Here is a 12,224-nt window from a genome sequence, read left to right as displayed (position 1 = left end):
GAAACTCTCTCGGCCTACTCGACAAGCGGCCGGTCCAGCCGTCTTCCCGGTGGCCTCGCGGGCGATAGACTCGTTCAGCATGCGCATAAACCAGCTGATATCCATGGGTCGTGCCCGCCAGACTGAATAAAAATCAAGCTGATTCTGAGACACTGGCCCTAAAGATTCCCCTATTCCCGTCCAGCAGGTTGCCCCTCCGGCGCGCGAAAGCGATAGCTTTCGCCTGCGCTAGTGGAAAACTCGATCAGCTTGGTATCCGGCAAAATCACCTTCTGCAGGCGGGCCAGGGGTGAGATTACCGGGGCCGCGGTGGCCGGTACCGAGAAAAACGGATTGGGGTTGTTGCTTTCCGGGCCCGGCTTGCTGAGTTCCAGGTTTTGCGTGGGCCGCAGGGGGCTGTGCAGGCGCAGGCGGCAGTTGCCGCCCAGGCGGGAGGTGATCTCCAGGCTTTCAACGGCCCCGTCTTTCCAGCTCATATTCACCACGAAACCACCGCGGGTCACCAACCCCTTGACGCTGCCGTCCGGCCAGGCATTGGGCAGGGCGGGCAGCAGGTGGATGGCGCCGTCGTGGCTCTGCACCAGCATTTCCGCAATACCGGCGGTGACCCCGAAATTGCCGTCTATCTGGAAGGGGGGATGGGCGTCGAACAGGTTGGCATAGGTTCCGCCCCGCTCACTGACCTTGTCTCCCCGCTCGTCCACCAGGGTCAGCTGGTCCTGCAGCAGTTTATAGGCGCGGTTGCCATCCAGGAACCGGGCCCAAAGGTTTACTTTCCAGCCCATGGACCAGCCCGTGGAAACATCTCCGCGGTGTTCCAGCGAGGTTTTCGCCGCTGAAAAAAGCTCGGGGGTGCGGTAGGGGGAAATCAAGTTGCCGGGATGGGCGCCGTACAAGTGGGAAACATGCCGGTGGTGGTCCTCGGGGTTGTCCCAGTCCCAAAGCCATTCCTGCAACTGACTGAAACGGCCGATATGCATCGGCGGCAGCTGCGCGCGTTTGTCGGTCAGTTCCTTGGCGAAGCTGTGGTCGACATCCAGAACCGCCGAGGCATCGATTACCGCGGAAAAAAGATCAAATACCAGTTGGTTGTCCATTGTGGTCCCGGCGGAAACCGATACGCGAGGTTCGCCGCCGAGATACTTGTTCTCGGGAGAATTCGAGGGCGCGACTACCAGCCAGCCCGACTCCGGTTCCTTGCGCAAGGTATCGGCGAAGAACAGGGCGGCATCGCGCAGTACCGGATAATACTTTTGCAGGAATTCCCTGTCGCCGGTGTACAGGTAGTGTTGCCAGATATGCTGGCTCAGCCAGGCGCCGCCGCCCTGCCACTGGCCGTAAAAGCCGGGGTCCACCTGGCCGGTGATGCGCCAGAGGTCGGTGTTGTGGTGCATCATCCAGCCGCGGCCGCCGTAAATTTTACTGGCGCTTTCCCGGCCGGTTACGGAAAGGTCCTCAAGCATAGAGAAGAGCGGCTGGTGCAGTTCCGACAGGTTGGTGCTCTCGGCGGGCCAGTAGTTCATCTCGGTGTTGATGTTTACCGTGTACTTGCTGTCCCAGGGTGGATTGAGGTGGCGGTTCCAGATTCCCTGCAGGTTGGCCGGCTGGGTGCCGGGCTGGGAGCTGGAGATCAGCAGGTAGCGCCCGAACTGGAAATAGAGCGCGGCCAGCTCCGGGTCTTGGGTTTTGGCGAAGTTCTCAACGCGCTTGTCTGTAGGCAGGGCCGCTGCCTCCGTAGTTCCCAGATCCAAATGGACCCGGTGGAACTGTTTCCGATAGAAATCCGTATGGCTGCGTTTTAGTTGCTCGAAGGTTTTTCCTCGGGCCCGCCGCAGCTGCTCCTCCACGCGGGCCACCGCGTTGCCGCTGACATCCCGGTAGTTGTTGAAATTGGTCTCGGTGGCGATGAAAAGCGTCACCGAGTCGGCGGCGCGTATCCTCAGGGAGTCATCTTTTGTTTCCACCCTTCCGCCGTTGATTTGGGGATGAACGATGGTGGCAAAGCGGATTTCCCCCCGCTGGCCCTCGCGGTCTCCGGCGCGGCCCCGGATAAGCAGACGCCCGTCGGCTGCGGTGGTCTTGTGCTGTTGGGGGCTGGCGAAGTGCAGGTCCAGGTCGATCTGTGCCGGTTTGTCCGCGCTTATTCGCACGGCGATCACCTGGTCGGTAAACGAGGAAAAAATCTCCCGGGTGAAGGTGACATCGCCCAGGCGGTATGACGTCTTTGCCAGGGCGTTGGCAATATCCAGCTCCCGGCGGTAATTCCGGTATTCCCCGTGGCCGGGAAAGTCCATCAGCAGGCTGCCCACCGTCTGGTAGGGCATGCCGTTGTTGGTTTTTGAGTGCAGGTGCTGGTTTGTCAGTCGCTGCGCTTTCCGATATTCGCCTTGGAAAAGGGCCTCGATTACCTTGCCGACATAAGGGGCTGAGTCCTCATTGACATTGTTGTTGGGCCCTCCGGCCCACACAGTGTCCTCGTTGAGCTGCAGCTCCTCACGAACCACACCGCCGTAGATCATCGCTCCCAGGCGGCCGTTGCCAACCGGCAGGGCCTGGGACCAGTTTTCCGCGGGTTTTTCGTACCAAAGCGTGAGGCTTTTATCCTCCGGGCCTGCGGCCTTGTTCGGGGTAGCGGCGTCGACTTGGGCCACGGCAACCAACAGGTTGCAGGCCAGGGCGATGAATTGAAGTAATCGTTTCATGGCAGGCGGTCATTGTTATTCAGCCGGGGTTGCTTTGAAGGGCCGCAACCAGTCGCCGAGGATTTTTTCCCGGGTGTATTCTACCGCTTGCTCATCGCTGAGCTGTCGCCGTTTGGCATTGACGGCGGCGCCCGGGCCGCGGCTTTGGTATTCGTAAAAGCGCGCGCCTTCCGGCTCGAACACGGTGCGCTTGCCGCCGTCACGGCTGGTGCCGCCCATCGATGCCCAGCCGTCGCGGGCGATATGGTCGTCCATATAGGTGTTGATAAATACGCTTGCACCTATTGCATCCGGGTCCGCATAGCGGCCGTCGGCGAAGGTGGTGGTGGGGTGCCAGGGGCGGCCCAGGGGCACAGAGTCAGCCGGTACGTCGGCTTCCTTCAGCAGGCGGCAGTTGAGGAATACTAATCCATAGGGGTTGCCGATATTGGTGCTGGGTGCGGTGACATAGCCAGTCGTGGTCATCTGCCTGGCGCGCGGGCGGTTGATGATATCGCTGTTTTCAAACAGCACAGTGCCGGCGCCGAAAATAAAATCCACATTGCCAAGAATTTCGCTGTCGAGAAAATAACTGCGGCCGCTGTTGGCGTAGAGGGTGTCCTGGTAGCCGGAGAGGCGCACGTTGCGGAAGGCGGCACGGTCGCTGTTTTGTGCCAGGGTCAGGGCCACCGCCTGGGTGCCGCGTACTTTTTCCGTGGCATCCGGGGCCAGGGCGTCGTTGGCCAGGAAGTCGAAGCTATTTTCTATGGTGAGGTCTTCCGCGCGGAAACCGGGCGCATACACGGAGAGGGTGGCGGAGCGGAAGGTGCCCCAGGTTTCCTCGGAGCCGGGCATTTTCTGGCCGGCGTAGGTGTCGTGGCTGATTACCGTGTTGTCCCGGTTCTCACCCAGCAGGGTGATGTTGGGTTTGTCCACGGTGAGTTTTTCGTGGTAGTGGCCGTTGCGGATATAGATTATGTGGGGCTTTTCTGCCGCGGTGGGTGCGGCTTCGAGAGCGGCGCGGATGGTGCGGTAGGTGTTCTTTGTGCTTGAGGAGAGTGGGTCCACTACCGCGTGGTAGTTGGGTTGGGCGATGCTACCGTTGCAGAAGAAGAATACCGTAATGAAAAAAATCAGATATCGCATGGTGTTGCCTGCCGAGTTTTATCTGAGTCCGTGGGGCGGGCCCGCGGCCCGCTTGCGGAGCTGGAGCTCCGCGGTCCCGGGGGCACTTTGTAGGAGCCTGTTGTGACCGCCACGGACGGCGGAAATGCAGATTTTGCAGGAGCAAAAAATCTGCCAGGCGAACAGGCCAGAGCTCCGTAGTTATTCGCTTGCAAGCAAGCCCCTACAGCGCACAATCATTCCGAGACCAGAGTCCCGGTCAATAGCTGAACGTCAGGTGTTTGGCTTCCGGTTCGCGTAATTTCTTTGCCAGTGGGTGGCCCATTTTTTTCATTTCCCTTAGTGCCAGCTGTGCAACTTCCCGCGCGCCCAATTGATTCAGGTGGGTGTCGTCGCGTACGCCGTTAGGGTAGTTTGGATGGGTGTCCGGCGGTATATGCAGGAAGCGCAGGGCGGAGTTCTCGTCGCCCTGTTGCTGGAAGTGTTCGCGGGTAATGGCTTCCATATCGATAAAATCCACCTTCTCTTCCTTGGCCACTTCCCGGCTCAAGGGAGCGTAGGGATGGGTGTGTTTGATGGTGCCGTCTTCGTTGAAATAGCGCCGGGTGATTGGGCTCATCAACAGTGGTGTGGCGCCCTTGGCGCGGGTTTCGCGGATAAAACGAGCCAGGTTGGCCTTGTATTGTTCCGGAGGAGTGTAACGATCCTTCTTGTGTTCCGACTCGTCATTGTGGCCGAACTGGATAATTACGAAATCGCCGGGCTGAAGGGATTTTTCGATGCTCTCCCAGCGCCCCTCCTCAATAAAAGTGCGGGTGCTGCGGCCGTTCATCGCGCGGTTTTCCACTTTGATACTTTCATTGAAAAACAGCGAGAAGGGCATACCCCAACCGTTTTCCGGGAGGTCCTTGACCGGTTTGAACGCCATGGTGGAATCGCCGGCCATAAAGACGGTTTCGGCCTGGGCGAGCAGGGGGAGAAGTAGGGAGAAAGCGCAAAGTATTTTTTTCATTTTGTCGCCTTGTTCATGTGTATTTTGTAGGAGCGGCCGTTGGCCGCGATCGGTGTCCAGGGCAGCCCCCTCCCCCACAAGCGGGAGAGGGGAGCGGATTGGAGTGTAGCCTCATCTACTGGCAGGAAACCTTGCCAAGGCCCAGAACGTAGTTCATGTCGTTGGACAGCGGCGAGTTGAAGGGCGTTTCGCCGTATTTGCCCGCAGTGGCGCTGACGTAGTCCACTAAGTCCTGGCCGGCTTCGGTTTTCACTGAATCGACTGAATAGCCGGTAGCTTCTACGGTACCCCAGGCATTGGTGATTTCGATAGAGCTGGCCTCATTCAGGTTGCAGGCGCTATCGGAGAGCCACACAAAGGTGCCCTCGGCGCGGAAGTTGCTCTGGTTGCTTGTATCGTCGTCAGAGTAATTGTCGCGCGCCAGATCGTTACGCAGGATGCCGGGGGACACGCCGTGTACCTCGTTCACTATTAGGGCGTTGTTTTCCCAAAGTACCTGGGCGCCGACCCGCGCGCTGAACACGTCCTTGCGGTAGTTCATAAAAAGGTTGTTGAACGCATGGGTGCGGCCGCCGCGGATCAGCGGCACCCGGCGTGCGGTGCCGGAGAATTCTTCGAACTTGGCGTCGCGGGTGACGAAGGCATTGTGGTGCATGGTGGTGCGGATATTTTCTATGCCCGTCTCTGTATCACTCGAGCCGTGCAAACTGGCCCGCTTCACGTCCATCAGCCGGTTGAAGGACATGGTGATATTGTGCGCAGCGTTTTTCACGTCGAAGGCGGAGTCGCCAGTGAGGTCGAAGCTGTTTCTGTGAATCCAGACATCCTGCGCCCCGTCATTGCGGATCATGTCCGGGTCCAGTGCATGATCCTCGACGTGGCCGGCACCGCGGAAGTCAAGGCTTGTGAGAATCACGCTCTGGGCGCCGTCCACCTCAAAACCGTTGAAACGGAAATAGGCGTTGCTTTGCCGGCCGTCCAGAGTGGTGTTGGAGCCCACATCCGCATTGCCAATGGGCAGGCCGCTGACATTGAGGCGGTTGTTGAAGAACTCCGCCACGCAGTTGGCTTCAGCCACGCCTTTGTCGGCGCACCACTGGTGGTAGTCGATACACTGGGCTTCTGTGCCTTCGATCGCCGATTGCACAGAAGAGCGGTTGCAGTAAACCCGATGCATGGAGACTTCCGTTTCCTCGGCGAAGTCAAGCTTGTCGAACACTATCCAGTTGTGAGCGCTGCTGCTGACCGCATCGTAGATCTGCTGTTCGACGGACGTAGCCTGGTTTTTCTTGATAACTACCAGTTTGCTGCTGCCATTCGGGTCGTAGCCGCCCAGGGCGTTTTCACCGTAGCCCACGGCGCGGCCCAGGGTTTGGGACAGGCACTCTACGATTTCCTGGTCCGTATCCAGCTCCGCGGAATCCCGCCAGTTGACGTTGGGGTTGGTGGCCAGCGTGCGGCATTCCTCACTGATATTGGCGGAGCCGGTGTTGCCGCCGGACGAGCTTGAACTGCTGCTGGACGACGAGCCTCCCGAAGAGGAGGATGAACTCGACGAGGATGAACTCGAGGAGGATGAACTCGACGAGGATGAACTGGAGCCATTGGCCGGCGGGATGGTGTCGGAGGAGCCGCCGCCACCGCCGCAGGCGGCGAGTAGCAGGGATGCGGCCAGGGCCAGTGGTGTGGGAAACAACTTCATTGACGATTCCTCTGATGATGCAAATTCAAAATATTTTTGTAGCGTGGATAAGCGAAGGGCATCCACCATCTCCATGACCCGATCCCTTTCAGTGGACGCCTTTCGGTTGATTCGCGCCATCCTTGGCGCTCACCTGCTTCGCAGACGCCTTCGGCGTCCAAATCGGCTATCCTGCCGATTTGTATCCACCCTATCCCTTATTCGCCCCCTTTACTTTGCTCCATAACGCAAAAAAGCCCCGCGAAGGCGGGGCATGGGGCATAGATGCTAGAAGTCCATTGTCAGGCCCAACTGGTAGCCGGGGCCGTATTGCTCCACGTCGAACAGCATGCGGCCGCCGGAGTACTGGTTGCCGGTGAAGTAGTACTGGTCAACGCTGTCGGTGAGGTTGATGGCATCCAGGTAAACCCGCATGCCATCCATCACGCGGTAGGTGGCTTTGATATCGAATGTCACCGACTCATCCTGGTATACATCCGCCCAGGCCTGACATTCGGTCGGCAGGCCGGACGCGGCGTCTGCAGCCATATCCGCCTCGGTACAGCTGCCGATACGCTTCAAGATTTCGCCGGTGTAGTTGGCGATGAAGCGCACGGAGAGGTCGTCGTTTTCCCAGCCCAGGGTCAGGTTGGCTGCCATGTCAGCCTGCTCCGGCAACCGGATGCTGCCTGCGCGCACGGTATCGCCCACCTTGCCGTCGCTCTTCTGCACAGTGAGGTTGGATTGGATGAAAATGTTGTCCAGCCAGCGGCCGATATAGTGGTCTTCCCAACGGCCTTCGAAGTACTGGCTGTAGCTTAGCTCGGCACCGTATACGGCTGCGCTTTCACCGTTGAGGTAGGTGGTGGCGTTGGTGATGACGAGGTCTTCGGGAATATTGAACATGGTCACCTGCTCCACCGGCAGGCGGAAGGGCAGATCACTGATGGCTATGTTCACACCGGAAGCATCGACGATAAAGTCCTTGATGTCCTTGTAGAAGAGGGCACCTTCGAGGAAAGTTTCCTCGCCGTAGTAGCTCAGGGACAAGTCCAGGTTGGTAGCCCGCATCGGGTCCAGGCCGGGGTTGCCGATGCGCACTGAGTTGTCCGAGGACATCTCGAAAAACTGCGCCTGGTAGTCCACGTCGCCGCGAGCGGAGCCGATATCGGCCGGGTCCTCGTTGCAGCGCTCTTCACCGGTGTAAGCCGGATCGGTATTACAGAAGACCACCCGGTCCGTTACCTCGAAGAAGCCGCGGCTCTTGCCAAAGTCCGGACGGCTGAAGCTGGTCCAGAGGGCGGCGCGGCCTAGCAGGTTTTCGCTCAACTCGTGGCGGTAGTGCAGCGCCGGCAGGAAGCTGTCGTACTTGTTGCCGACATTGTCCAAGGGTAGGGCTATGTCGAGGGACTGCAGGCCGTCTCCTTCCTCGTTGCGATCGTTGCGCATGGCCATATAGCCGGTGGATTCGAACTCGGTGCGCTCGTAGCGAGCACCGGCGATCAGGGTGGCCTCCGGCAGCACCTGGAATTCCGCCATCAGGTAGGCGGCGGAAGTGTCTTCGCTCAAGTCGTAGTCCAGTTTGGTGGAATCCACCTCCCGTCCCGCCTGGTCGTATTGGTCGCCGATGGCGCGGGTGGCGGCGATCAGGCGCTCAGCATCGCTCCGGGTGATGAAGGCGTGGTCGAAGTTGACGTTCTCGGGGATATAGGTGGCGAAGTCCCCCAGGGTTGAGCGGGCCAAGTCTTCGCACACCAGATCGTCGCCGCAGCCGGCATCGTACTTGTCGCCTGGCACTACGCTGGCGCGGTTCTTGTCATTACTGCGATCCCGTTGTTGCGCCTTGACGCCGGTCTTGATGTAGTTGAGCAAGCCGCCATCCGCCCAGTCCTTGCGCAGATTAAATGAGAATTGGTCCACCGCGTCTTCGCGCAGGCTGTCTTCCAGAAAGATGTTGTCGTAGCCCATATAGGGCTGGGAAACTTCGCCGAAGCGGTAGCCGGCGCCATCCTGGCCTCCGGTGGAGGGGACGCTTTTGCCGCTCACCTCCTCCAGCCAGTCCCGGTCAACGATCTGGCCGTTGATGTAGCCGTCGCCGTAGCGGCCGATGGCGCCCAGGTTGCGAACGCGGAACTGTACCCGTCGGCCATCTGGCTTCTCATTTTCACTGCGAGAACTCACCAGCTCGTAATCCACTTCCCAGCCGTCACCGAAACGGTTCTCGCCGCCGAGGGCAATAGTATTTGTGGTGACCTCCGATTCCTGGATGAAGAATTGCTGCTGCAGGTCCGCGCTGCCGCCGCCGAACACGTTGTTGGCCGGGTCCAGATAGACCACATCATTGGAGCCGCTGTAGTTGTAACGGTAGTACTCGCGGAGGGCGATATCTTCGTCCGAGTAGCTGTTGTGATTGACTTTCAAGTGGTAACGGCTGTCGTCGTCGGGCTGATATTCCAGGTTGAGCAACGCCGCCACCCGCTCGCGCTCGGCGTTTTCCTGGCGGGTTTCGAATTCCCACGGGATCAGCATGGTCGTGTCGTCGACAGTGACGTAGCTGGGGAGAGAGTTGGCATGGTGGCGGGTTTCGTAGCCCTGCGTCACGCGCTTCTCCCAAGAGGCGGTGTAGGCGACGCCAATGGTGTCGTCGAGGAAGAGGTTGGTGCCCTGCAGGGTGAGCTTGGGGGAGTTCTCCTCCGCCTGGTCCTGGTAGTAGTTCTGTGCGCGGATCTTGAAAGTGTTTTTGCCGCGATCCAGGGCGGACAGGGTTTTCACATTGATACTGCCGCCAATGGCATCCAGGTCCATGTCCGGCGTCAGGGATTTGTTCACCTCGATGGACTGCAGTACGTCGGAGGGCAGACTGTCGAGGGAGAAGGCGCGGTCCTCCAGGGTTTCATTGGTACCGCCACCGGCGTTGGCCATGGTGCTGCCGTCCATGCGCACGCTTACCATGCCCGGGCCCAGGCCGCGCAGGTTGACGAACTTGCCCTCGCCCTCGCTCTTCTGCAGTGTGATGCCTGGCATGCGCTGCAGTAATTCTGCCGCGTTTTGGTCGGAGAAGTTGCCGGCATCGTCCTGGGTGACGATGGAGCTGAAGTTGTCCTTGCTGCGCTCCGCGGCGCGGGCGTTGGCATCAGCACTGCGCACGCCCTCTACATAAATTTCTTCGAGGGCGGCGTCGTACAGGGTATTTTCGTCTTCCTCTTGGGAAAACGCTTGGGCGCTGGCCAGGGCTATGGCCAGGGGCAGGATTTTTTTGCTGTGGTGTTTCATTGTTTTCTCACCTTTGCCGGGCGGCGCGGCTATTTCGCTGCCGCCTTTATTGTTTTTTGTGCGGGGCCCGCAGGCCCCGCTGTTCGCCTGCAAGCAGGCTCCTACAAGATCACAGTGCGGGGGCGTAAGGGCCGAGTTCGCCTATGCCCTCGGGCAGCTGGCCCACCAAATCGGCCGGTTCCAGGCCAGCGGTGGTGGCGTCGTCGGTCCAGATCAGCCAGTCCACGTCGGCCTTGTAGGCACTGCTGCTGCCCTCGCCGATGCGTAGGCGGGGGGAGCTGCTGCCGCCGTCGCGGCCGGTGCCGCTGATTTCCACCGAGACCTCGTCGCCCGCGAACAGATGCGAAATGTTCTCGCCATCGCGGTAGACGCGCGCGGTGATGTCCGTCGTGCCGTTCAGGGTGAGGGCGACGTGGTAGATATGGTAGCTGTCGTTCATAGCCACGTCGGCTTGGGCCGTGGTGGAACCGTCGGTGAATCTCTCCAGTTGGATGCGACCGTCACCGCTGTCTGGGCGAAGGATAGCCTTCACCCGGCGGCCGTCCGCCTCGCCGAAGGAAATCTCCACCTCGAGGCCACGGGCACTGTTGGTTGGGGTATTGATACGCCCGATCCAGGTGAAGTGCCGTGGGTAGCCGGCGCTGGAATCAGCCATTACCCCGGAGAGGTCCGCGTTGGGCGTGAGTGAGGCATCGCTGGTGGTGTCAAGGGAAGTGGTGCCATCGTCGTTGGTGGTGTAGTAGGCCTCGTTTCCGTCAGACACGGTGAAGTTTCCGAGTTCGCTACCGTTCACCACCACTGCGCCAGCCTCATTGGGTGCCAGGCAGCCGTCCCACACATCCCAGGAAATAGTGGTATCCACTGTTGTGGTGGGCGAGCAACCGGCGGGCGCTTCCGGAGTAGCGGCGGCGGAGGGGCTCCAGTCGCTCGGGCCGGCGGCGTTGACTCCGCGCATGAATACGAAGTGTTGGGTACCGTTTTCCAGGCCGTCGATCACTGTACTGGTGCCGTCAATGCCTTCAATCAGGGTGGCGCCATCGGTGCTGTCGCTGGTATTCCAGGCCAGGTCGTAGGTATTGGCTGTTGAGAGGCTGTCCCAACTGACGGACAGGGAGCCATCGCGGGGAGCGAGGGCCGGGGCGGCTTCCGGAGCGGCCGGCGGCGTGGCGTCAGTAAAGGTGTTACAGGCTGGCAGGCTTTCCTGGCCGTTGTCGCCCTGGGATTCGATCAGCAGGTCGTCGATGATTATCTGGACGCCACCGGAGCTGGGGACGCGGAATTGCAGGAAGGAAGTGGCGCTGCCGATCTGGTCTCCGCCGGTATCTCCGGGGACATTGATTTCGAACCTCTCGCCCGGCACCAGGTTGTCTGTACTGGCGGCGACGAGGCGCGGGGTACTGTGGATGGAGGTGCCGGTGGCCGTACTGGCCTGGTTGCTGTCGGCGTAGACTTCCAGGGTGCCGCCAGTGCCGCGCACCGCCTTGACACAGAACGAGATGCGGTAGGGCTGGCTCAGGTCGAACTCGCCCCAACTGCCGGTTTCGGGGGTGGCGTCGCCGGCAGTGGAGTCTCTCTTGGGATCGGTATTCTCCGCGCTCTTGGCGGTCGGGTTTGCCAGTTCCGAGCGGGTCTGGCCGAGAGTGATCCGAGCATTGCCGATCAGCAAGGACGGGTTGCCGTCGTCACTGACGATGCCCAGGCGGGCTTCGTGGTCTACGGTGATATTGGCCGGGTCTGGATTATTGTCGTCCTCGAAGAAGCAGCAGGAGGGATACCAGAGGGCCGGATAAGAGTCTTCGTATTCGGCGTTTTCCTGCGCCGTCATCAGGCTCTTGTACTGAGAGCTGAAGAAATAAATGGTGTCAGCTTGGTCGAAGGCGGTGAACAGGCCATCGCCGAAGTCCTCGTGGAAGGGCATTGGAGTATTGGTTATGCCACTGCCCGAGGAGCCGCCGGAAGAGCTGCTTCCGGAGGAGGAAGACGTGCCCCCTGAGGAAGAGCTGGAGGACGGTGTGGAAACCACATCCCCCTCATTGCCGGAATCAGAGCCGCCGCCGCTACAGGCGGTCAGGACGCTCATGCTGGAAAATAGGACTAAGGGTATCGCAGTGCTAGGCCAGGATTTCATGGCTTTTCCTCTCTACGTCATCGGTTAGTTATTTTTATCGAGCTTCGAAAATACGCAGGCTCGGTTTGGAAACCGCTTTGGATAAGCAGTGTAAGCAAATTGGCTTGACCATATCAAGTGGTTTGTGACTTTGGTCAAACCCCTCTGAGCTTATTTTGGAATTTTGGCGTATTTTTCTTTCATATTATCGTATTTTTCGTCCTGTTGAAGGGGGGGCGGTTAAAAAAACCGCAAAAAAAGGCGCCACAAGAGACGCCTGAAGTGCTGTGAGACTGAAAGATTGAAAGAGGTCAGCCACTCTCGCCGGTGGTCAGGCCGGCGCCG

At 59.7% G+C, this 12,224-nt stretch carries 6 protein-coding genes; all 6 read right to left on the bottom strand.

What is annotated here, in order from left to right:
* Window positions 1-170 precede the first annotated feature (170 nt).
* Window positions 171-2,702 (bottom strand): glycoside hydrolase family 95 protein, encoded by a 2,532-nt coding sequence (locus PP263_RS13225; RefSeq protein WP_308363999.1) that lies wholly within the window; start codon window positions 2,700-2,702, stop codon window positions 171-173.
* 15 nt (window positions 2,703-2,717) lie between these two features.
* Window positions 2,718-3,827, bottom strand: a complete 1,110-nt coding sequence (locus PP263_RS13220) for a pectinesterase family protein (RefSeq protein ID WP_308363997.1) — start codon at window positions 3,825-3,827, stop codon at window positions 2,718-2,720.
* A 238-nt stretch (window positions 3,828-4,065) separates the two neighbouring features.
* A complete protein-coding gene (locus PP263_RS13215; RefSeq protein ID WP_308363996.1) occupies window positions 4,066-4,818 on the bottom strand; it encodes a rhamnogalacturonan acetylesterase in 753 nt (250 codons plus the stop codon).
* Between the two features lie 115 nt (window positions 4,819-4,933).
* Window positions 4,934-6,520, bottom strand: coding sequence for a pectate lyase (locus PP263_RS13210; protein WP_308363994.1), 1,587 nt, complete (start codon window positions 6,518-6,520; stop codon window positions 4,934-4,936).
* A gap of 267 nt (window positions 6,521-6,787) precedes the next feature.
* Entirely contained in the window at window positions 6,788-9,772 is a 2,985-nt protein-coding gene (locus PP263_RS13205) for a TonB-dependent receptor (protein ID WP_308363993.1), read from the bottom strand.
* Between the two features lie 109 nt (window positions 9,773-9,881).
* Window positions 9,882-11,900, bottom strand: a complete 2,019-nt coding sequence (locus PP263_RS13200) for a fibronectin type III domain-containing protein (protein WP_308363992.1) — start codon at window positions 11,898-11,900, stop codon at window positions 9,882-9,884.
* Window positions 11,901-12,224: the final 324 nt, after the last annotated feature.

The organism is Microbulbifer sp. TB1203, assembly GCF_030997045.1.
Lineage (GTDB): Bacteria > Pseudomonadota > Gammaproteobacteria > Pseudomonadales > Cellvibrionaceae > Microbulbifer.
This window is presented reverse-complemented; position numbering and strand designations above follow the sequence as displayed.